We start from the raw sequence: 20,810 nt of genomic DNA on the forward strand, positions 1-20,810 counted from the left end.
AGGTGCGCAGTGATTGGAGCAGTGTCCGCGGACAGGGCAGGACGAGACGAGCCCGCTTCTAGGGATCGGGGCAGTTTGCCGATGGGGTCACTTTTTGTAAAGGCGACGGCGGGACGTATTGGCGTTTGCGCGACACCGGCGCAACCCTAATGCGCGGGGCCCAGTTCCACGCGGCGCGAACACAGCATCACGGCATTTGAGAATTGCCCTAATCCTCCCCATGGGGCGCAGGCCAGCCATGCTTCCCGGCATGGTGGCTCGCCGACGTCCGGCGTAGTCTGATCTGTTATAGAATCAAAAATGAGTGTGTAACATCGCATGAGGCGAAACTACAAGAAGCCTTTCGCGCAGTTCGTCAAGAAGGCACACAAGCCACTGCAACTGGCGATCGAAGACGAGGTTGAGGAGCTCTGTGCGGCGCCCGAGCTGGGGGAGGCGAAGATCGGGGACTTGGGTGGCATCCGGGTGCACAAATTCCGGTTCAACCGGCAGCAATACCTGATCGCCTACCGGGCACTGCCGCAGGAGTTCAACGCGAAAGGCAGGCCGCTTGAAGTGCTATGGATCGATTTCTACAAGGTGGGCTCGCATGAGAACTTCTATGACGAGCTCAAAAATACCTGAAGGCAGAAAGGAATGGACACGATGACTGCTGAAGATCTGCTGCATGCCCTCGGCGAGTTGCCCCCGAGGGAGCGCGTCAGGTTCTTCACACTGATCGGGCAGCAGGCCTTTGGTGACGAGAATTTCTCGCACGAGGAAGTCTTTGGCCATCTCGCTGAGGACGATTTCACCGCGGCAGAGGCTGCCCAATACCTCGAAATCTCGATTGCCACCTTCCGCCGGCTGGTGCGCGATGGCAAGCTGGCTCCACGGGCGGAAGTCGGGCGCAGCCAGCTTTTCTCCGCAGCGGAGCTGAAAGCATTCAAGCGACGGCGAAAAGCCATCAAGGGCTGAGGAGGAGGGGTAGAAAGACAAAAAGCCGAACCAACTTTCGTTGATTCGGCTTCTTAAATCTGGTCGGGGTGAGAGGATTCGAACCTCCGGCCTCTACGTCCCGAACGTAGCGCTCTACCAGGCTAAGCTACACCCCGATTTGTTTTGCCGGCAGACGTTTTAGCGTCAGCAGCAAAGAACGTAAGTGTAGCAGCGTTTTTTTTGGAATGGAAGAGGGCGGAGGAAAACGCCGCTCGTCCCGCCTCAGGACTGACGCTGCAGCGAGAACGCGCAGAGCTGGATCAGGGTTTCCTTCAGCTCGGACGGCGGGAACTGCCGGGCTGCCTGCTCGGCGGCTTCGGCCTCGCGCCGTGCCGCTTCGAAGGTGACCTCGAGCGCGCCGCTGGCGTGGATCGCGGCGAAGACCGCGTCGAAATGCTCGGTGCCGCCTTGCACGATCGCGTCGCGGGCCAGCTGGCGCTGCTCGGCGGTGCCGTGTTCCAGCAGGTGCAGCAGCGGCAGGGTGGGCTTGCCTTCGCGCAGGTCATCGCCGGCGTTCTTGCCCATCTGCTCGGCGCTGGCGGTGTAGTCCAGCATGTCGTCGATCAGCTGGAACGCGGTGCCGATGCGGCGGCCGTATTCGGCGGCGGCTTCTTCCATCTGCGCGTCGGCGCCGGACAGCACCGCGCCCAGTTGCGCGGCGGCCTCGAACAGCTTGGCGGTCTTGTAGCGAATCACCTGCAGGTAGCGTTCGACGGTGACGTCGGGGTCGTGCATGTTCAGCAGCTGCAGCACCTCGCCCTCGGCGATCACGTTGGTCGCGTTGGACAGGATTTCCATGATGCGCATGCTGCCGGCATCGACCATCATCTGGAACGCGCGCGAATAGAGGAAGTCGCCCACCAGCACGCTGGCGGCATTGCCGAACACGGCGTTGGCGGTGTCGCGCCCGCGGCGCAGCTCGGACTCGTCGACCACATCGTCGTGCAGCAGGGTGGCGGTGTGGATGAACTCGACGACGGCGGCCAGCTCGTGGTGGCGGTTGCCGTCGTAGCCCAGCGCGCGCGCCGTCAGCAGCAGGATCACCGGCCGCAGGCGCTTGCCGCCGGCACCGATGATGTATTCGCCGATCTGCTCGATCAGAGGGACTTCAGAGGACAGCCGCTGGCGGATAACAGCATCGACCGCGCGCATGTCTGCAGCGACCGGGGCAAGCAAGGCAGTGGCGGAAGGCTGGGACAAGATGATCACCGTTACGCAAAACCGGACGATTATATGCGATGCAGGCGGCGTTCTACGCATGCCCCGCATAGTTTGCCGGGAGATGGGCTCAGGGTATGCGCGCAGCGGCGCCGATGATTGGCCCTCTATAATTGCAGCCATGGACAAGCCCATACCTCGCCGCCAACTGCGCCGCACCGCCTGGTGGGTGGCGTTTGCCGCACTGGCGGGGTTCCTTCTCGCCGACCTGACCTGAGCGTAGCCGCCGCCGGATTGTGCCGGGCGCGGCGCTCGCAGGCTATGTGCCTGTTTTCTTTGCGGTTTTCCCCAATCTCGTTTACAATTCCCGGTTTCCTCCGGTAGTCGCTCGCCTTGCGGGTCCTTGCCGGTGGGAGATAACCGGGCCGCATCGCGCGGTTTCGGCGTTTTATTCACATCCGAGAGGTTCGACAATGTACGCGGTCGTAAAAACCGGCGGCAAGCAATACAAGGTTGCTGCTGGCGAAAAACTGAAAGTAGAACAGATACCGGCAGACATTGGCGCAGAAATCACGCTCGACCAGGTGCTCGCAGTGGGCGCCGGCGACCAAATCAAGTTTGGTACGCCGCTGGTGAGCGGGGCTTCCGTCAAGGCTACCGTTATCTCCCAGGGTCGTCACGACAAGGTGAAGATCTTCAAGATGCGCCGTCGCAAGCACTACCAGAAGCGTCAGGGCCATCGTCAGAATTACACCGAACTGCGCATCGAAGCGATCGTTGCCTGATCGATCGAGCGTAATCCGGTAAAGCGACAGGAGTAAGACATGGCACAGAAAAAAGGCGGCGGTTCCACGCGGAACGGCCGTGATTCCGAATCGAAGCGTCTGGGCGTGAAGGTGTTTGGTGGCCAGGCCATCAACGCCGGTGGCATCATCATCCGCCAGCGCGGTACCCGCGTGCATGCCGGCGACAACGTCGGCGTGGGCAAGGACCACACGCTGTTCGCCCTGGTCGACGGCCACGTGCAGTTCGCCGTCAAGGGCCCTGCCAAGAAGCAGCAAGTCAGCGTCGTTCCGGCGGCCTGATAACAGCCTTTGCAGGACGAAAGGCCCCGCAACGCTTGCGGGGCTTTTTCTTTTCTGGCGAAGTAAACTACGCCGGCACCCGCTCTGCCGAGCCCAGCCGATCCATCACGGAAAACCCATCATGAAGTTCATCGACGAAGCCCGAATCGAAGCCATCGCCGGCAACGGCGGCAATGGCAGCGCCTCGTTCCGGCGCGAAAAGTTTGTGCCCTTCGGCGGCCCGGATGGTGGCGACGGCGGCCGGGGCGGCAGCGTGTTCGCGCAGGCGGACCGCAATATCAATACGCTGATCGACTTCCGCTACGCCAAGAAGCATGTGGCCAGGAACGGCGAGAATGGCCGCGGCTCCGATTGCTACGGCGCGGCCGGCGAAGACATTACGCTGCGCATGCCGGTGGGCACGCTGATCACCGACATGGACACCGGCGAGGTCATCGCCGACCTGACCGAGCACGGCCAGCGCGTGTGCCTGGCCGAGGGCGGCATGGGCGGCTGGGGCAACCTGCATTTCAAGTCCAGCACCAACCGCGCGCCGCGCCAGCAGGTCGACGGCAAGCCGGGCGAGCGCCGCATGCTCAAGCTCGAGCTGAAGGTGCTGGCCGACGTCGGCCTGCTGGGCATGCCCAATGCCGGCAAGTCGACCTTTATCTCGCATATCTCCAACGCGCGCCCCAAGGTGGCGGACTATCCGTTCACCACGCTGCATCCCAACCTGGGCGTGGTGCGCGTGGACCATGAGCAATCGTTCGTGGTCGCCGACATCCCCGGCCTGATCGAGGGCGCGGCCGAGGGCGCGGGCCTGGGCCACCAGTTCCTGCGCCACCTGCAGCGCACCGGGCTGCTGCTGCATATCGTCGACCTGGCCCCGTTCGACGAGGCGGTCGACCCGGTCGCCGAGGCCAAGGCCATCGTCAATGAACTGAAGAAGTACGACGAGACCCTGTATGAAAAGCCGCGCTGGCTGGTGCTGAACAAGCTCGACATGGTGCCCGAGGACGAGCGCGCGGCGAAGGTGAAGGACTTCCTCAAGCGCTACAAGTGGAAGGGCCCGGTGTTCCAGATCTCGGCGCTGACCGGCGAAGGCTGCCGCGAGCTGATCTACGCGATCAAGGACCACCTGCAGGCGATCAAGGCCGAAGAGGCCGCGGCGCTGGCAGAGCCGGACATCCGCCTGGACGACCGCCTGCATAACGTCGACCAGGACCAGCCCGAGGCATAAACAAGAATCAGCGGTTCCGAACGATCTCCGGAGACAGGATCCACCATGCAATCGGTCATCGCGCAGGCAAAGCGCATCGTCGTCAAAGTGGGCTCCAGCCTGGTCACCAACGACGGCAAGGGGCTGGACCACGACGCCATCGCTCGCTGGGCCGCCCAGATCGCCAAGCTGCGCGTGGCCGGCAAGGAAGTGGTGCTGGTCAGTTCGGGCGCCATTGCCGAAGGCATGCAGCGGCTCGGCTGGGTGCGCCGCCCGAAGGAAATCCATGAGCTGCAGGCCGCCGCCGCGGTCGGCCAGATGGGGCTGGCGCAGGTCTACGAGAGCCAGTTCGGCCGCTATGGCATCCGCACCGCGCAGGTGCTGCTGACCCACGCCGACCTGGCCGACCGCGAGCGCTACCTGAACGCCCGCTCCACGCTGCTGACGCTGCTGTCGCTGGGCGTGGTGCCGATCATCAACGAGAACGACACCGTGGTCACCGACGAAATCAAGTTCGGCGACAACGACACGCTCGGCGCGCTGGTCACCAACCTGATCGAAGGCGACGCGCTGGTGATCCTGACCGACCAGCGCGGCCTGTACACAGCCGATCCTCGCAAGGACCCGGCCGCGCAGTTCGTCGACGAGGCCCTGGCCGGCACGCCCGAGCTGGAAGCCATGGCCGGCGGCGCCGGCACCTCGATCGGGCGCGGCGGCATGCTGACCAAGATCCTGGCGGCCAAGCGCGCGGCCAAGTCGGGCGCGCATACCATCATCGCCTCGGGCCGCGAGGCCAATGTGCTGGAGCGCCTGGCGGCCGGCGAGGCGATCGGCACCCAGTTGCTGGCGCCGACCGGCCGGCTGACTGCACGCAAGCAATGGATGGCCGACCACCTGCAACTGCGCGGGCGCGTGGTGATCGACAACGGCGCGGTCGAGAAGCTGACCGGCGGCGGCAAGTCGCTGCTGCCGATCGGCGTGGTCGAGGTGCAGGGCGAATTCGCCCGCGGCGAGGTGATCGCCTGCGTCGATGCGCAGGGCAAGGAGGTGGCGCGCGGCATCACCAACTATTCCAGCGCGGAGTCGCGGCTGATCGCGCGCAAGCCGTCGTCCGAGATCGAATCCGTGCTCGGCCACCTCAACGAGCCCGAGCTGATCCATCGCGACAACCTGGTGCTGGTCTGAGCGATGCAAGAAAAAAACGGCGGGACTGCCTGGCAGTCCCGCCGTTTTTTTATGCCTGCACCGGTTGCGTCAGCGCTTGTTCGGCGCGCGCGACTGCAGCTCGCGCACCATGTCCGCGGGCTTGCCGGCCACGGTGCGGCCCTCGCAGAAGAAATCGATCGCCAGCGTGGCGGCGTAGGCGTTGCGGACCCCGGTTTGCATGCGGTGCCAGGTCTCGCCGTAGTCGCTGGTGTTGGGCACCCACTCGGTAGCGCCGGGGGGCAGGGTGGCGTACAGCTTGCGCTCGAACACGTCGCAGCGCATGCCTTCGAAGGTCACGTTGCGGGCGCCGCTCTGGCTGGTGGTGACGGCGGTATAGCGCACCACGTTGTCCTTGCCCACCGAGATCGACTTGCTGTCCACCGCGAACGACAGCGTGCCTGTGCCGGCCACCGAGAACGGGATCAGGTTGGCCTCCTGCGGCAAGGGCGGCAGCATGGCCTTGGCTTCCTCGAAGGTCTTGGGCGCGAACGGGTTGTTCCAGGTGCTTTCTTCCTCGGCCATCTCCTTGCCGGTGGTCTTGCAGCCGGCCAGCGCCAGGCTGGCCGCGGCAAGCAGCAATGCGGCAGCGCCCAGGCCGCCGTGGCGGCCCACGCCGGTCAAACTAGTCATCAGTGCTCCGTGAAGTGGATACCGGCGTCGCCGGCGAAACGTAGTCGGCCGTGGCCGGGGCTTCGGCATTGCCGTCGGCGTCGGCCTGCTGCGCGGCCTGCGCCCGGCTCAACGCCTGGCCGCGCGGACCGCCGTGGCGACCGTGCACGCCGTGGCCACCATGGTTGCCGTGTGTCCCATACGGGCTGAGCGGCACGCGCGGGTGCCGGTTCAGGAAGCGCGACAATTCCGTCAGCGCCATCTGGTAGACATCGCGCTTGAACTCGATCACGGCCTCGAGCGGCACCCAGTAATGGCTCCAGCGCCAGGCGTCGAACTCCGGGTGCTCGGTGGCGCGCAGGTGGATGTCGCAGTCCCTGCCGGCCATGCGCAGCAGGAACCAGATTTGTTTCTGGCCCTTGTAGTGGCCGCGGATCTCGCGGCGGATGAACTTGTCCGGCACCTCGTAACGCAGCCAGTCGCGCGTGCGACCGACGATCCTGACGTGCTCCGGAAGCAGGCCGATTTCCTCATGCAGTTCGCGGTACATGGCCTGTTCCGGCGTTTCGCCGTACTTGATGCCGCCCTGCGGAAACTGCCAGGAGTGTTCGCCGATTCGCTTGCCCCAGAAAACCTCGTTTCTTGCGTTGAGGAGGATGATGCCGACGTTCGGGCGAAAGCCTTCACGATCGAGCATGACTGCACCTCGAATCCTTTAGAATTACGCTGATTATAAAGGAAGCGCGCAGCCGGGCCCGGACCGGGGGATGGTGGTTTTCCCCGAGCGGAAGGGCAGTTTCAGGCGCGTGCGCATAATTCAGCGCCGCCAGCCCCCCGGATTGTGCCGGGACGGATTTTTCCGACCTCGGCGGCCCAGAGAGAAATTACGGATGAAAGCCTCGCAATTCTTCATTTCCACCCTCAAGGAAGCGCCCGCCGACGCGGAAATCGTTTCGCACAAGCTGATGATGCGCGCCGGCATGATCAAGAAGCTGGGCGCCGGCATCTACACCTACATGCCGATCGGCCTGCGCGTGATCCGCAAGGTGGAGAACATCGTGCGCGAGGAAATGAACCGCGCCGGCGCGGTGGAGCTGTCGATGCCGGTGATCCAGCCGGCCGAACTGTGGCAGGAGACCGGCCGCTGGGACAAGATGGGGCCCGAACTGCTGCGCCTGAAGGACCGCCATGAGCGCGACTTCGCGGTCCAGCCCACCTCCGAAGAGGTGGTGACCGACATCGCCCGCAGCGATATCCGCAGCTACAAGCAGCTGCCGCTCAATTTCTACCAGATCCAGACCAAGTTCCGCGACGAGCGCCGGCCGCGCTTCGGCATCATGCGCGGGCGCGAGTTCACCATGAAGGACGCCTATTCCTTCGACCGCGACACCGACGGCCTGCGCAAGTCGTACGAGAACATGTACGACGCCTACGTGCGCATCTTCCGCCGCTTCGGGCTGGAATTCCGTGCCGTGGCGGCCGACAACGGCGCCATCGGCGGCTCGGGCTCGCACGAGTTCCACGTGATCGCCGACACCGGCGAAGACGCCATCGTCTACTGCCCGACCTCGGCCTACGCCGCCAACATGGAGGCCGCCGAGGCGCTGCCGCTGCTGGCCGAGCGCGCCGCGCCCAGGCAGGACCTGGTCAAGACCTTCACCCCGGAGAAGGTCAAGTGCGAGCAGGTGGCCGAATTCCTGAACCTCCCGCTCGAGACCAACGTCAAGTCGATCGTGCTCGCCACCGAGGGCGAGGCAGGCGTCCAGATCTGGCTGCTGCTGATCCGCGCTGACCACGAGCTGAACGAGATCAAGGCCTCGAAGGTGCCGGGGCTGGCCGAGTTCCGCTTCGCCACCGAGAACGAGATCGTCGAAGCCTTCGGCTCGCCGCCCGGCTACCTGGGCCCGATCGACATGAAGAAGCCGGTCAAGGTGGTGGCCGACCGCACCGTCGCCAACATGAGCGACTTCGTCTGCGGCGCCAACTACCGCGACTACCACTTCACCGGCGTCAACTGGGGCCGCGACCTGCCCGAGCCGATCGTGGCCGACCTGCGCAACGTGGTGGCGGGCGACGCCTCGCCGGACGGCCAGGGCACGCTGGAGATCTGCCGCGGCATCGAGGTGGGCCACGTGTTCATGCTGGGCACGCGTTACTCGGAATCGATGAACGCCACCTTCCTCGACGAGAACGGCAAGACCCAGCCGATGCAGATGGGCTGCTACGGCATCGGCGTCACGCGTATCCTGGGCGCGGCGATCGAGCAGAACTTCGATGAGCGCGGCATCATCTGGCCGGCCGCGATCGCCCCGTTCGCGGTGGTGATCTGCCCGGTGGGCTATGACCGCTCCGAGGCCGTCAAGGCCGAGGCCGACCGCGTCCATGCCGAGCTGCTGGCCGCGGGCGTCGACGTGATCCTCGACGACCGCGGCGAGCGCCCGGGCGTGATGTTTGCCGACTGGGAACTGATCGGCGTGCCGCACCGCGTGGTGGTGGGCGACCGCGGCCTGAAGGAAGGCAAGGTCGAGTACCAGGGCCGGCGCGACGCGCAGGCCACCGCCGTCGGCGTGGCCGAGGTGGTCGCCCACGTCCGCAACCTGCTGGCGAACTGAGCCCCATGCGCGCCGTCCGCGGCCTGACCGCCGCAACTGCTGCCGCCCGCCGCCTGGCGGGCGCGCTGCTGGTAGCGCTGCTGGCCGTGGCGGCCACGGCGGCGCACGCCGGCGCGCAGAAGGAAGAAGACCTGGCCGACTCCGTGCGCGGGGCGCTGGCCGCGGCCATCGCCGATGACCGGCCGCTGCGGCCGGTGTTCGCGTCCGGCGGCGAGCGCCTGGCCTACCTCAAGTGGCTGGGCGAGATGTCGGCGCGGCTGGCCGCGCGCATCCCCGAGCCGCAGGTGCGGGTCGAGCTGATCGAGGTGGCCTACTACGAAGCCAAGCGCGCCGGCCTGGAGCCGGCGCTGGTGCTGGGTCTGATCCAGGTCGAAAGCAACTTCCGCAAGTACGCGATCAGTTCGGCCGGCGCGCGCGGGCTGATGCAGGTGATGCCGTTCTGGGTGCGCACCATCGGCGACAGCGACGCGCGCAAGCTGTTCCACCTGCAGAGCAACCTGCGCTACGGCTGCACCATCCTGCGCTATTACCTGGACCGCGAGCAGGGCGACCTGTACCTGGCGCTGGGCCGCTACAACGGCAGCCGCGGCCGCCCGGAATATCCCAACGCGGTGCTGGCGGCGTGGAAGCGCTGGCAGTATTCCGAAGCCACCGTTACCGTGGCCGGCGATGCCGAGATCGCGCCGTCGCGCCCGCGCGCGCCGGTGGCGGAGCCGCCGGCCCGCAACCCGTTCTCGTCGCAGCGCGTCGCAGCCAATCCGTCATGATCCGCGAAGCATCCGTTGCCGGCGGCAAGGCCGGCTACACCGAATCCTCGCCCGAACTCGAACAATGGCTGGCCCGGCATATCGCCCAGGGCTTTGCCGCCGATGCGTTGGTGCTGTCGATGCTGCGCTCGGGTTACGACGACGCCTTCGCGCGCCGGTCGGTGGCCGCCGCGTTTGCCCAGGACAACGGCGGCGCGGCGCCGGCACGGCCCGCGCAAGCTGAACCCGCGGCGGCCGGCACGCCCGCGCTCTATGCCGCCGACGGCGGCGATCGCCGCGTGCCGGTGCTGTTCCGGATGGCGTCGCCGCAGGTGCAGCTGTTCCAGCAACTGCTGAGCGACGACGAGTGCGATGCGCTGGTGGCGCTGTCGCGCGGCCGGCTGGCGCGCTCGCCGGTGGTCAATCCCGACACCGGCGACGAGAACCTGATCGATGCCCGCACCAGCATGGGCGCGATGTTCCAGGTGGCCGAGCACGCCCTGATCGCGCGCATCGAGGCCCGCATCGCCGCGGTCACCGGGGTGCCGGCCGAGCACGGCGAAGGGCTGCAGATCCTCAACTACAAGCCGGGCGGCGAATACCAGCCGCACTTCGACTACTTCAACCCGCAGCGCCCCGGCGAAGCGCGGCAGCTGTCCGTCGGCGGCCAGCGCATCGCCACGCTGGTGATCTACCTGAACACGCCCGAGGCGGGCGGCGCCACCGCGTTCCCGCGCGTGGGCCTGGAGGTGGCGCCGGTCAAGGGCAACGCGGTCTACTTCAGCTACCTGCTGCCCGACGGCACGCTGGATGACCGCACCCTGCACGCGGGCCTGCCGGTGGCCGCCGGCGAAAAGTGGATCGCCACCAAATGGCTGCGCGAACGGCCGTACCGCAGCGCGGCGTGAGCTGCGCCACGGCTGCCCCGGCCGCCAGCCGCTGGTGGGCCGATCCGGCGCTGCCGTTTGCCGAAAGCCGGCGCGCCAGCCACAGCAGCGCCAGCTACCTGCCGCATAGCCATCCCACCCTGTCGGTCGGCGCCGTCGACGGTGGCACCAGCCGCTTTGCCTGCGGCGATGACAGCGCCGTGCTCAGGGCGGGCACGGTGGTGGTGATCCCGGCGCACCAGGTCCATGCCTGCAATCCGGTGCCGGACGGGCGCTGGAGCTACCAGATGCTGCATTTCGACCCGGCGTGGGTGGCGGCCGTGCTGGACGAGGACAGCGCGGCGCGGGCCTGGCTGCCGGCGCGCGTGATGACGTCGCCGGCGGTCTACCGGCTGGTCTGCGAATTGAACCGCACGCTGTTCTCGCCCGCCGACAGCGTCGAGAAAGAGGCCGCGCTGGTGGCCTTCATCGGTGACCTGCACGCTGCCATCGACACCGGCGCAAGCACCCGGACACTGCCGATACCGGCCGCCGTCTCCGCCCGCGTGGCGCAGTTGTGCGAGCTGTTGCGCGAGCGCCATGCCGAGCGGCTGCCGCTGGCCGAGCTGGCGCGCGCCTGCGGCCTGAGCCGCTACCACCTGGTGCGGGCCTTCCGCGCCGAAACCGGCATGACGCCACATGCCTACCAGCTCGACCTGCGCATCCAGCACGGGCGCCGCCTGCTGCGGCAGGGCGGGGCGCTGGCCGAGGTCGCGCTGGCGCTGGGGTTTGCCGACCAGAGCCATTTCCAGCGCGCCTTCAAGCAGCGCGTGGCCATGACACCGCGCGGATACCAGCGCGCCGCCTGAGGCGCGGGCCTGGCGCCACACCGCAACTTTCTTCAAGACCGGCCACCGCCGTGCGCACCACACTGCGGACTCTTCACGGAGGGTCGGCATGGATATGGTCTTCGATCTCGCCCCCGGGGCATTGCCATGGCAGCAATTTGCCATGGTGGCCGGCGCGCATGCGCTGGCGCTGCTCAGCCCGGGGCCGGATTTTTTCCTGGTGGTGCGCAGCGCGCTGCTGCACGGGCCGCGGCGCGCCGGCGTCGTGTGCCTGGGCATTGCGCTGGGCAACGGCGTCTTTATCGGCCTGGCACTGGCCGGTGTGGCCGCGATGCGTGATTCGCCGCCACTGTTCGCGGCGTTGCAGTGGGCCGGCTGTGCCTACCTGGCGTGGCTGGGCTGGCGCCTGCTGAACGCCTCCGGCGAACTGTCGATCCCGGCGGCCGATGCCGCCGCGAGGCCCGCGCCCGCGGCCGGGCTGGCCCAGCTTGCCAGCGGCTTCCTGTCCGCGGTGCTGAACCCGAAGAACGGGCTGTTCTACGCCAGCCTGTTTTCGCTGCTGGCCGCCAGCCGCACGCCGCCGACGGTGCAACTGGCCTATGGAATCTGGATGTTCGCGGTGGTGCTCGGCTGGGACCTGCTGGTGGCCTATGGCATCGGGCATCCGGCGATCGCCGCGCGCTTCGGGCGTTCGGTGCGGTGGGTCGAGCGCGTGACCGGGGCCGTGCTGTGGCTGCTGGCGCTGGGCATCGCCTGGCATGCGCTGCGGTGAGCAAGTTGCCAGCGAAGCGGGGCGAGTGAAGCGGCCCTGTATCGGCGTATTTCCCTCAAAGTGTACCGGTACTGTACCGTTAAGTGACCGTAGACTGATTTCCCGAAAGCAGATGAATGCCCCTTGGAGTTAGTCATGGAAGTGTCCCAACTCGCCGCCGGCACCGGTGTCTTCGCCGCCTTTGCCGGCTTTGCGCTGGTGTCGTCGATCACCCCCGGCCCCAACAACACGATGCTGCTCGCCTCCGGCGTGAACTTCGGCTTCGTGCGCACGGTGCCGCACCTGCTCGGTGTCAGCATCGGCTTCGCGCTGATGGTGGGGCTGGTGGGCCTGGGGCTGGGCTCGCTGTTCCATGCCTTCCCGTGGACCTGGCAAGTGCTGCGCGTGGTGGCGACGGCCTACCTGGTCTGGCTGGCATGGAAGCTGGCCACTGCCGGTGGCGTGCAGGACCAGCAGGTGGGGCGGCCGATGGGCTTCTGGGCCGCCGCCGCGTTCCAGTGGGTCAATCCCAAGGCGTGGGTGATGGCGGTGGGTGCGTGCAGCACCTATGTGCTGCACGGCAACCTGTGGCTCAACGTGCTGCTGCTGTCGGGGATCTTCGGGGTGGTGAACCTGCCCAGCGTGGCGATGTGGGCGTTGTGCGGCTCGGCACTGCGGCGCTGGCTGGCGCGGCCGAAAGTACTGCGGGCGTTCAATATCGGGATGGCGGTGCTGCTGCTGGCGTCGCTGTGGCCGATTTTGGGGACACACCAGGCATAACGCTTTTTCTCCCCTCTGCGCTTGCGGAAGAGGGGAGCAAACCATCAGTCCAGCTGGATCAAACTAGCGCCCGAATCGAATCCAGGTTCCGCCAGTACCCCTTCGCATCCATCCCGCAGCCGAACACATAGCGGTCCGGCACCGCAAAGCCGCAGAAATCCGGATGCATGGGCTTCGCCTTGCTCAGCGTCTTCTCGCACAGCACCGCGGCGTGGAATTCCCTGGCGCCCATGTCCATGATGCGCTGGCGGATGGCGGCCATGGTCTCGCCTTCATCGAGGATGTCGTCCAGCACCAGCACCACGCGGTCCTTGACCGATTCGCGCGGGGCCACGCGCCATTGCATCTCGCCGCCGACGGTCTTGTTGTTGTAGCGCGAGAGGTGGATGTAGTCGAATTCCAGCGGGAACGCCAGCTTGGGCAGCAGCATGCCGGTGAAGACCACCGCGCCGCCCATCACCGACAGCACCAGCGGGAAGTCGTTGCCCATCCTGGCGGTGATGTCCGCGGCCATGCGGTCCAGCGACGCCTGGACTTCCGCGGCGGAGACGATTTCTTCGGAATTGGCCCACAGCTCGCGGGCCTGTTCGGCACTCATCATGATGTCTTTCCTGTTCTTTTGCGGGGGAGGCAGCTCGGCTAGCGGCGGCGGGCTTCAGCGGTTGAAGAGGCCCTTCATGCCGCCCTTCATCGCACCCATCTGGCGCATCATCTTCATCATGCCGCCGCCCTTGAGCTTCTTCATCATGGACTGCATCTGGTCGAACTGGTTGAGCAGGCGGTTGACCTCCTGCACCGGCACGCCGGCGCCCGCGGCGATGCGGCGCTTGCGGCTGGCCTTGATCAGGTCGGGCTTGGCGCGCTCGGCCGGGGTCATGCTGTTGATGATGCCTTCCATGCGCGCCACCTGCTTCTCGGCCTGGTCCATGTTGGCGCCCTGCGCCTGCTGGGCGAACTGCGCCGGCAGCTTGTCGACCAGGCTGCCCAGGCCGCCCATCTTCTTCATCTGGCCGATCTGGGCCTTGAAGTCTTCCAGGTCGAAGTCGCCGGTCTTCTTGATCTTCTTGGCCAGCTTCTCGGCCGCTTCCATGTCGACGCCGCGCTGGGCTTCCTCGACCAGCGCGAGGATGTCGCCCATGCCCAGGATGCGCTGGGCCATGCGGTCGGGGTAGAAGGGCTCCAGGCCATCCAGCTTCTCGCCGACGCCGACGAACTTGATCGGGCGGCCGGTGATATGGCGCACCGACAGTGCCGCGCCGCCGCGCGCATCGCCGTCCAGCTTGGTCAGCACCACGCCGGTCAGCGGCAGGGTGTCATTGAAGGCCTTGGCGGTGTTGACCGCGTCCTGGCCCAGCATGGCGTCGACCACGAACAGGGTTTCAGCCGGCTTCAGTTCGGCGTGCAGCGCGGCGATTTCCTGCATCATCGCCTCGTCGATACCCAGCCGGCCGGCGGTGTCGACGATCAGCACGTCGTGGTAATGCTTGCGCGCCCAGTCCACCGCCGCGCGGGCGATGTCCACCGGCTTCTGGTCCGGCTGCGACGGGAAGAACTCGGCGCCGACCTGCTCCGATACGGTCTTGAGCTGGGCGATGGCAGCGGGGCGGTAGACGTCGCACGAGACCGTCAGCACCTTCTTCTTTTTGTTTTCCTTGAGCCACTTGGCCAGCTTGCCCACGGTTGTGGTCTTGCCGGCGCCCTGCAGGCCGGCCATCAGGATGATGGCGGGCGGTTGCACCGCCAGGTTCAGCTCGGCTTCCTTGTTGTTGCCGCCAGCGGCCTCGGCGCCGCCGATCACCGCGGTCAGCTCGCGCTGGACCACGCCGACCAGGGCCTGCCCGGGGGTCAGGCTGCTGACCACCTCTTCGCCCATGGCCTTTTCTTTTACGCGGGCCACGAATTCGCGCACGACCGGCAGCGCCACGTCGGCTTCGAGCATGGCAAGGCGCACTTCGCGCAGCATCTCGGCGGTGTTGGCCTCGGTCAGGCGCGCCTCGCCGCGCATGGTCTTGACCACACGCGCCAGGCGTTGAGTGAGATTGTCCAGCATGGCAGGAATCGGGGGAGAAGTCGGAGCAGGGCTCGGGGCTGAAATCGGGAGGCAGTCCGGCACACGGGGCGGGCCTGGAACACCGCTTACACCGGTTCAAGCGGGCCGCCACCGTCCGTGGGCACTAAGGTAAACTGCGTAAATGGTCATTGTACTGTATGCCCTGACGGCACTTCTCTATTGCGGCCTGGCCTGGCACGGCTGGGCCACGCGTCATCCGCGCGTGGCGGCCGCCGCTGGTCCGGCGGGCGGCTCGGCTGCCGCCGTGCTGGTGGCGGGCGGCGGGCCCATCCCCCCCGCAGGCGGCGCGCACGGCGAGGGGCGCCCGGCCTGGTGGCACGTGCTGATGCTGGCCGCGCTGGCCAGCCACGGCATGCTGCTGCACGAAACCATCTTCCCGGCCGAGCGCATGATGTTCGGCTTTGCCTTTGCACTCTCGGCCATGCTGTGGCTGGGCGTGGGCATCTACTGGATCGAGAGCTTCTTCTTCTCGCTGGCGGGGCTGGGCCTGATCGTGATCCCGGTGGCGCTGGTGGCCAGCCTGATGCCATTAGCCTTTCCCGGCTCGCAGATCCTGGGCTACGCCGCGCGGCCGCTGTTCAAGCTGCATTTCATTATCGCCAACGTGGCCTACGGACTGTTCACGCTGGCGGCCTTCCACGCTTTCCTGATGCTGCTGGCCGAGCGGCGCCTGCACGGCTTCCGGCACGCGCCGGCGCGGCCGTCGGCGCCGCAGCCGGGCCAGTGGCTGGGGCGCTGGCTGGACCTGCTGCCGCCGCTGCTGACGCTGGAGAAGCTGCTGTTCCGGCTGATCGGCGCCGGCTTCGTGCTGCTGACGCTGACCATCGGCTCGGGCCTGCTGTTCTCCGAAGAGCTGTTCGGGCGGGCCTTCCGGCTGGACCACAAGACCGTGTTCGCGCTGATCTCGTGGGCCATGTTCGGCGGCATCCTGGCCGGGCGCATCTTCCGCGGCTGGCGCGGCAAGGTGGCGCTGCGCTGGGTCATCGCCTCGTTCGGCATCCTGCTGCTGGCCTATGTCGGCAGCCGTTTCGTGATTGAAGTCGTCCTGCACCGGCTCTGATTTGCCATGGCACGTATCCTGATCCTGCTGGCCGTGGTGCTGGGCGTCTTCTGGTGGCTGCGCGCGCGCGCCGAAGCCCGCCTGGCCGAGCATCGCGCACGCCAGGCCCGTGAGGCCAGCGAACACGCGGCCGCCGGCACGCCCGACGCCGCCGCCGAGCGCATGGTCCAGTGCGCCCAGTGCGGCGTGCACCTGCCGCAGGGCGACGCCATTGCCTGGCGCGGCCTGCACTACTGCCGGCGCAGCCACCTGCCCGACGAGAGCCGCACTGAAGGCGGCGACGGCAGCAGCGGCCCGCGCCCATGACCGAGCCGGCGCCGTCGGCCTGGCAGCGGCTGAACGCCTGGCGCGGCCTGGCGCAGCTGTGGCGCCAGCCCGAGCCGCCTGACTTCCACTGGCGCCTGCTGCGCTATTTCTGCTGGACCCGCGTCGCCGTGGGTCTGCTGCTGCTCGGCTTTGCGCTGATTCGGCGCGGCGAGCCGGCCACCGGCGCCGCCAGCGCCGCCGCTTCCACCATCACGGCCGCAATTCCCGCCTTGCCCTTCGGCCTGGAGGCCATGGGCGGCATCGAGCATGCGGCGGCCATGGCCGTCGCCGTCCCTTACCTTGGCATTGCCCTGGCGATGCTGGCCGGCACGCTCTGGCGCCGGCATTTCCATCTGCGCGTGCGGGTGCAGGTGCTGGCCGACCTGGCGCTGCTGGCGCTGGTCTTCAGCGTGCTGGGCCGGGGCGGGCATGCCGAGGGCCTGGCCATGATCTTCCTGCTGCCGGCACTGGAAGCCGGCGCGCTGACCAGCCTGCTGTTCGCGCTGTTTGCCGCGGCGATCTCGGCGCTGGTGGTGATGAGCGGGCCGTTCATGCACACCATCCTGCTGCGCCAGGCCGATGCCGGGCTGCTGGGCTCGGGCCTGTTCGGCCTGGTGTTCATGATCGCCGCGCTGCTGATGTATATGCTGGCCAACCGCCAGCTCGCGCAGGAGCGCCTGGCGCTGGCGCGCGAGCAGGAGCTGCGCCTGCAGCAACTGGTCAACCGGCTGATGGTCAACGACATGCAGGACGGCGTGATGCTGGTGCGCGCCAACGGCGCGGTGGTGGCCGCCAATCCCGCCGCGGTGGTGCTGCTGGGGGTGCAGCCGCACGAGCGCATCTACTCGCGCAAGCTCGGTGGCGCGCCCGCTGGCGAACCCGGGCCCGGCGGCGGCGATACCGTGCTGTTCGACCTGCGCCGCATCCCGCGCCTGCAGCCGCTGATGGAAATGCTGCGCGACTGGCTGCGCAGCAAGGACGACGTGCCGCGCATCCTGCAGCTGCTGCCGATGGCCTCCGGCGCCGCGCTGGCCGACGGCACCATGCAGCACACCCGGCTGCGGCTGCGCTTTGTGCTGCCGGGCCTGGCCGGGCTGCGCTCGACCATGGCGCACGGCCGCACCGTACCGGCCGCGCTCGATACCGCCGCGTGGAACGAGCTGTCGCCCGAAGCCGCCGGGCGCCTGCGCCTGGCCATTGCCCAGAACGAGGCCATGGCGTGGTCGCAGCAGGATGAGGCGCTGCTGCGCAGCGAGATGCGCGACACCGTGCTGGTCCATATCGAAAGCTGGGAGCGCATTGCCGAGCAGGTGCAGCAGGAAAAGCTGGCCGCCATGGGCCGGCTGGTGGCCAGCATCGCGCACCAGATCCGCAACCCGCTGGCGGCAATCAGCCAGGCCAGCGAGCTGCTGGGCGATTCCAGCCGGCACGGTCCTGAAGCGCAGGACCCGGACGGTGCCGATGTCGATATCGACGCCCGCCTGCTGCGCATCATCCACGACAACGTGCGCCGGCTCGACCAGGTGGTGTCGGACGTGCTGCAGATGTCGCGGCGCCCGCGCACCGGCCGCAGCACCGTGCACCTGGCGCAGGCGCTGCCCGAGATCGTCGAGCGCTGGCGCGCCGAAATGCGCCAGCGCCGCCCGCGCGCCGGCGAGACCCGCCCGGCGGGCCGCGCCGACATTAACGCCAATGCCATCCGCCTGACCGTCGACGTGGCCCAGCCGGTAGTGTTCGACGCCGCGCAGCTGCAGCAGGTGCTGGGCAACCTGCTCGACAACGCCTGGCGCTACTGCAGCCGGTTGCCGGGCTCGATCCGCCTGCTGGCCCATGCGCTGGACCAGCACCATGCCGAGCTGATCGTCTGGAACGATGGCGCCGAGGTGGCGCGCGAACACCAGCGCAGCCTGTTCGAGCCGTTCTTCACCAGCAACGCCCAGGGCACCGGGCTGGGCCTGTTCATGGCGCGCGAGCTGTGCGGCGCCAATGACGCCCAGGTGCGCTACGGCTCCATCTCGCTGCCGGCGCTGATCGAGCGCACCGGCATGCTGGCCTCCAGCGCGCGCGATACACTGCCGGGCAAGGCCTTCGTGCTGACCTTGCGCATCGAGAGCGCAGAGGCTGCCGCGGCGGCCGCCGTCTGACCTGTCTTTATCCAGCCACCACTCCATGCCACCCCGAATGTCCCGCGCGCCCGATCCCATCCTGGTCATCGACGACGAGGCCGACCTGCGCGAGCTGCTGGACATCTCCATCCGCCGCATGGGCCATGACGTGGTGCTGGCCGGCTCGCTGGCCGAGGCGCGCGACAAGCTGGCGCAGGGCCGCTACAGCCTGGTGCTGACCGACATGCGCCTGGGCGACGGGCTGGGCATCGAGATCGTGCGCCAGCTGTCCGCCGCGCCGGAACGCATCCCGGTGGCCGTGATCACCGCCTACGGCAGCGCCGACAACGCCGTCGAGGCGCTCAAGGCCGGCGCCTTCGACTACATCGCCAAGCCGGTGTCGCTGGACCAGCTGCGCAGCCTGGTGCTGAACGCGCTGGGCCGCCAGTCGCGCGACAACGCCGATGCCGACGCCGCCACGGCGGCGGATCAGGCCGCCGACCGCGCCGCCGCGCTGCTGCCCGGCCATTCCGCGGCGATGCAGGAGGTACGCCGCTCGCTGTCGCGGCTGGCGCGCAGCATGGCGCCGGTGGTGATCAGCGGCGAATCGGGCAGCGGCAAGGAGCGCGCGGCACAGGCCATTCATGCGATCAGCAGTCGGGCCGCGCATCCGTTCGTCGCCGTCAACTGCGGCGCCATCCCCGAGAACCTGATGGAGTCCGAGTTCTTCGGCTACGTCAAAGGGGCGTTCACCGGCGCCGACGCCGAGCGCGGCGGCTTCTTCCAGGCCGCCAACGGCGGCACGCTGCTGCTCGACGAGGTGGCCGACCTGCCGCTGCCGATGCAGGTCAAGCTGTTGCGCGCGTTGCAGGAGCGCCGCGTGCGCAAGATCGGCGCCAGCCGCGAAGACGCCGTCGACGTGCGCGTGATGTGCGCCAGCCACAAGGACCTGGCCGCGATGGTGGCGGCGGGGCAGTTCCGGCAGGACCTGTATTACCGCCTGAACGTGCTGGCGCTGCGCATGCCCACGCTGCGCGAGCGCGGCGAAGACATCCCGGTGCTGGGGCGCGCCATCCTGCACCACCTGGCCGTGCGCTACGGCGATGCGCACCCCAAACGGCTGTCGCCGGCGGCGCTGCAGCGGCTGGCGGCCTATCCGTTCCCGGGCAATGTGCGCGAGCTGGAAAACCTGCTCGAGCGCGCCTACGCGTTTGCCGAGCGCGAGGACATCGAGCTGGCCGACCTGGGCCCGCTGGACGCCGGCGCCGTGCGCGCCGGGCTGATGCCTGCCCCGGCGCCGGTGATGGTGCCGCAGCCGATGGCACCATACCCCTACGCGCCCTGGGGCACGGCCGGGGTAGCGGCCGTGCCTGTCGCGGCCACGCCTGCGCCGGTTCCGGCCGAGACGCCACCGGCGGCCGCTGCCGCCGTGCCCGAACCCGAGCCCGCCGGCGACCCCGCCGAGCGCGCCTGCCGCGGGATCGTCTTCCCGATCGACCTGCCCGCCAGGCTGGAAGCGGTCGAACGCGAACTGATCCTGCAGGCGCTGGCCCAGACCAACTTCAACCGCACCGCGGCCGCGCCGCTGCTGGGCCTGAACCTGCGCCAGCTGCGCTACCGCATCCAGCAGCTGGGCATCCGCGAAGCCATGGACGCCGCCGACCGTGGCGCCGTGGAAGGCGAGGGCACGCCATGACCGCGCCCGCGTCTTCGTCTTATCTGCCCGGTGCCGACGGCTGGGTCCCGGCCGCGCGCCGCGTGCCTTCGCCCAATTTCGACGCGCGCCCGGACGGCATGCCGGTGGACCTGGTGGTGCTGCACAACATCAGCCTGCCGCCCGGCCAGTTCGGCAGCGGCGACATCGAAGCCTTTTTCCAGAACCGGCTCGATCCCGGCAAGCACCCGTTCTTTGCCACCATCCACCAGGTCCAGGTGTCCGCGCACTTCCTGGTGACGCGCACGGGCGAGCTGGTGCAGTTCGTGCCGTGCACGCAGCGGGCCTGGCATGCCGGTCAGTCAGACTTCTTCGGCCGCGCGCGCTGCAACGATTTTTCCATCGGCATCGAGATCGAAGGCTGCGACGACCTGCCGTTCACCAAAGCCCAGTACGACACCGTGGCCGCGCTGGTGCCCGCGCTGATGGCCGCCTACCCGGTGCGCGCGATTGCCGGCCACAGCGACATTGCGCCGGGCCGCAAGACCGATCCCGGCCCGCATTTCGACTGGGCGCGGTTTGCGCGGCTGGCGGGCGTAGAGGCGGGCATGTTGCCTTACCGACGCCCTGGCGCGGGCGGCCACGTGACGGATTCTTAACGCCATTCGGCCGTCCCGCGCGCGCCATCCCGGCGCACATGCCCCCACGTCGGTGTGGGGCTATCGCAACCTCGCAACAATCAAAAAAATTTTTGTGAAATGTGCAGTTGCGAACGGT

Annotated in this window: 22 protein-coding genes and 1 tRNA gene; 17 read left to right on the forward strand and 6 right to left on the reverse strand. The window is 67.9% G+C overall.

Translation table 11 applies throughout. The features are described 5' to 3' along the window. The first annotated feature begins 318 nt into the window (after window positions 1–318). Both MKD38_RS21490 and MKD38_RS21495 read left to right on the forward strand, forming a co-directional pair. Window positions 319–624, forward strand: coding sequence for a type II toxin-antitoxin system RelE/ParE family toxin (locus tag MKD38_RS21490; RefSeq protein ID WP_252679807.1), 306 nt, complete (start codon window positions 319–321; stop codon window positions 622–624). Between the two features lie 21 nt (window positions 625–645). Then, entirely contained in the window at window positions 646–957 is a 312-nt protein-coding gene (locus tag MKD38_RS21495; protein WP_252679809.1) for a helix-turn-helix domain-containing protein, read from the forward strand. Window positions 958–1,017: 60 nt separating this feature from the next. On the opposite strand, the gene MKD38_RS21500 is transcribed toward MKD38_RS21495, so the two are convergent. After that, window positions 1,018–1,094 (reverse strand) — tRNA-Pro (locus MKD38_RS21500). Window positions 1,095–1,200: 106 nt separating this feature from the next. Beyond that, on the reverse strand, window positions 1,201–2,130 hold the full coding sequence (ispB, locus tag MKD38_RS21505; protein ID WP_092306243.1) for an octaprenyl diphosphate synthase: 930 nt from the start codon (window positions 2,128–2,130) through the stop codon (window positions 1,201–1,203). Between the two features lie 479 nt (window positions 2,131–2,609). On the opposite strand from ispB, the gene rplU reads away from it, so the two are divergent. The 4 genes from rplU (at window position 2,610) to proB (ending at window position 5,604) form a co-directional block, all read left to right on the forward strand. Continuing rightward, window positions 2,610–2,921 (forward strand): 50S ribosomal protein L21, encoded by a 312-nt coding sequence (gene rplU, locus MKD38_RS21510; RefSeq protein ID WP_006576525.1) that lies wholly within the window; start codon window positions 2,610–2,612, stop codon window positions 2,919–2,921. Window positions 2,922–2,960: 39 nt separating this feature from the next. Further along, window positions 2,961–3,221 carry a 50S ribosomal protein L27 gene (rpmA, locus tag MKD38_RS21515; protein WP_010814747.1) on the forward strand — a complete coding sequence of 87 codons (261 nt, stop codon included), beginning with the start codon at window positions 2,961–2,963 and terminating at the stop codon, window positions 3,219–3,221. Between the two features lie 121 nt (window positions 3,222–3,342). After that, window positions 3,343–4,440: a GTPase ObgE gene (gene obgE / locus MKD38_RS21520; RefSeq protein WP_252679811.1), complete on the forward strand. Its 1,098-nt coding sequence runs from the start codon at window positions 3,343–3,345 to the stop codon at window positions 4,438–4,440. 45 nt (window positions 4,441–4,485) lie between these two features. Then, window positions 4,486–5,604 carry a glutamate 5-kinase gene (gene proB, locus MKD38_RS21525; RefSeq protein WP_252679820.1) on the forward strand — a complete coding sequence of 373 codons (1,119 nt, stop codon included), beginning with the start codon at window positions 4,486–4,488 and terminating at the stop codon, window positions 5,602–5,604. A 69-nt stretch (window positions 5,605–5,673) separates the two neighbouring features. Here the strand turns inward: proB and MKD38_RS21530 are convergent, their stop codons facing one another. Continuing rightward, window positions 5,674–6,255: a CNP1-like family protein gene (locus MKD38_RS21530; protein ID WP_252679822.1), complete on the reverse strand. Its 582-nt coding sequence runs from the start codon at window positions 6,253–6,255 to the stop codon at window positions 5,674–5,676. Beyond that, window positions 6,248–6,931, reverse strand: coding sequence for an RNA pyrophosphohydrolase (locus MKD38_RS21535; protein WP_252679824.1), 684 nt, complete (start codon window positions 6,929–6,931; stop codon window positions 6,248–6,250). Before MKD38_RS21535 ends, MKD38_RS21530 begins: the two co-directional genes overlap by 8 nt. Window positions 6,932–7,124: 193 nt before the next feature. Between MKD38_RS21535 and MKD38_RS21540 the strand changes: the two genes are divergently transcribed. The 6 genes from MKD38_RS21540 (at window position 7,125) to MKD38_RS21565 (ending at window position 12,837) form a co-directional block, all read left to right on the forward strand. Further along, a complete protein-coding gene (locus MKD38_RS21540) occupies window positions 7,125–8,846 on the forward strand; it encodes a proline--tRNA ligase (RefSeq protein ID WP_252679826.1) in 1,722 nt (573 codons plus the stop codon). Window positions 8,847–8,851: 5 nt separating this feature from the next. Further along, window positions 8,852–9,613: a lytic transglycosylase domain-containing protein gene (locus MKD38_RS21545; RefSeq protein ID WP_252679828.1), complete on the forward strand. Its 762-nt coding sequence runs from the start codon at window positions 8,852–8,854 to the stop codon at window positions 9,611–9,613. Beyond that, the gene (locus MKD38_RS21550; protein WP_252679836.1) at window positions 9,610–10,500 is read left to right on the forward strand and encodes a 2OG-Fe(II) oxygenase; all 891 of its coding nucleotides are present in this window, start codon (window positions 9,610–9,612) and stop codon (window positions 10,498–10,500) included. Before MKD38_RS21545 ends, MKD38_RS21550 begins: the two co-directional genes overlap by 4 nt. After that, window positions 10,464–11,327 (forward strand): AraC family transcriptional regulator, encoded by an 864-nt coding sequence (locus MKD38_RS21555; RefSeq protein WP_252679838.1) that lies wholly within the window; start codon window positions 10,464–10,466, stop codon window positions 11,325–11,327. Before MKD38_RS21550 ends, MKD38_RS21555 begins: the two co-directional genes overlap by 37 nt. Before the next feature lie 88 nt (window positions 11,328–11,415). Further along, the gene (locus MKD38_RS21560; protein WP_252679839.1) at window positions 11,416–12,078 is read left to right on the forward strand and encodes a LysE family translocator; all 663 of its coding nucleotides are present in this window, start codon (window positions 11,416–11,418) and stop codon (window positions 12,076–12,078) included. Window positions 12,079–12,213: 135 nt separating this feature from the next. Next, window positions 12,214–12,837, forward strand: coding sequence for a LysE family translocator (locus tag MKD38_RS21565; RefSeq protein ID WP_252679847.1), 624 nt, complete (start codon window positions 12,214–12,216; stop codon window positions 12,835–12,837). 58 nt (window positions 12,838–12,895) lie between these two features. On the opposite strand, the gene MKD38_RS21570 is transcribed toward MKD38_RS21565, so the two are convergent. Next, complete coding sequence (locus MKD38_RS21570; RefSeq protein ID WP_111519117.1) at window positions 12,896–13,438, reverse strand: hypoxanthine-guanine phosphoribosyltransferase; 543 nt, start codon at window positions 13,436–13,438, stop codon at window positions 12,896–12,898. 54 nt (window positions 13,439–13,492) lie between these two features. After that, complete coding sequence (ffh, locus tag MKD38_RS21575; protein WP_018006266.1) at window positions 13,493–14,887, reverse strand: signal recognition particle protein; 1,395 nt, start codon at window positions 14,885–14,887, stop codon at window positions 13,493–13,495. Window positions 14,888–15,029: 142 nt separating this feature from the next. On the opposite strand from ffh, the gene MKD38_RS21580 reads away from it, so the two are divergent. Genes MKD38_RS21580 through ampD form a run of 5 tightly spaced genes read left to right on the forward strand, consistent with a single transcriptional unit; the run spans window position 15,030 to window position 20,692 of the window. Further along, window positions 15,030–15,968 (forward strand): cytochrome C assembly family protein, encoded by a 939-nt coding sequence (locus MKD38_RS21580; protein WP_252679852.1) that lies wholly within the window; start codon window positions 15,030–15,032, stop codon window positions 15,966–15,968. Between the two features lie 6 nt (window positions 15,969–15,974). Next, window positions 15,975–16,274: a PP0621 family protein gene (locus tag MKD38_RS21585; protein ID WP_018006268.1), complete on the forward strand. Its 300-nt coding sequence runs from the start codon at window positions 15,975–15,977 to the stop codon at window positions 16,272–16,274. Next, window positions 16,271–18,418: a sensor histidine kinase gene (locus MKD38_RS21590; RefSeq protein WP_252679853.1), complete on the forward strand. Its 2,148-nt coding sequence runs from the start codon at window positions 16,271–16,273 to the stop codon at window positions 18,416–18,418. Before MKD38_RS21585 ends, MKD38_RS21590 begins: the two co-directional genes overlap by 4 nt. 25 nt (window positions 18,419–18,443) lie before the next feature. Next, entirely contained in the window at window positions 18,444–20,075 is a 1,632-nt protein-coding gene (locus MKD38_RS21595) for a sigma-54-dependent transcriptional regulator (protein WP_252679854.1), read from the forward strand. Next, window positions 20,072–20,692, forward strand: coding sequence for a 1,6-anhydro-N-acetylmuramyl-L-alanine amidase AmpD (gene ampD, locus MKD38_RS21600; protein WP_252679855.1), 621 nt, complete (start codon window positions 20,072–20,074; stop codon window positions 20,690–20,692). Before MKD38_RS21595 ends, ampD begins: the two co-directional genes overlap by 4 nt. Window positions 20,693–20,810 lie beyond the last annotated feature (118 nt).

Source organism: Cupriavidus sp. WGlv3, assembly GCF_023952475.1.
In the GTDB taxonomy this organism is placed as follows: Bacteria; Pseudomonadota; Gammaproteobacteria; order Burkholderiales; family Burkholderiaceae; genus Cupriavidus; species Cupriavidus phytorum.